This window comes from Enterobacter sp. CGMCC 5087 (genome assembly GCF_003144775.1).
Lineage (GTDB): Bacteria > Pseudomonadota > Gammaproteobacteria > Enterobacterales > Enterobacteriaceae > Enterobacter > Enterobacter cloacae_M.
Genome location: NZ_QFXN01000179.1, coordinates 1 through 385 on the forward strand (window position 1 = coordinate 1; position 385 = coordinate 385).

Consider the following 385-nt stretch of genomic DNA (forward strand, 5'->3'; position numbering starts at 1 on the left):
CCTGCTCAATATGCTGTGGCCGAATTACCTGCGTCCTGTTCCCTCGATGACCATTGTTCAGTTTACGCCGGTTGCAGGGGCTCTGGCACAGCCCGCGTTTCTCGGGCGGGGGTGCGCGCTCGACAGCATTGTTAACAATGAAGCGGTGTGCCATTTTCAGACATGCCACGATCTGTGGATCTTTCCGGCCACGCTTGAGAATGTCAGTGCATACAGCGGTACAGATGTTTCGGCGATCACCCTGGAGCTGGCGCTGCAGGTCCCGATGACTCTTGAGCAACTGGATCTCAGTAAGTTGCGATTTTATCTTGGCGGTGATGCCTGGACGGCGCGAGAGCTCTATTTCTGGTTATCGGACCGGCTGGCCTGGATTGAGCTGGAAATT

General features: G+C 55.6%; 1 protein-coding gene. It reads left to right on the forward strand.

What is annotated here, in order from left to right; all coding sequences use genetic code 11:
* On the forward strand, positions 1 to 385 hold a 385-nt coding region (locus tag DEO48_RS15535; protein WP_181367019.1), incomplete at both ends, for a type VI secretion system baseplate subunit TssF.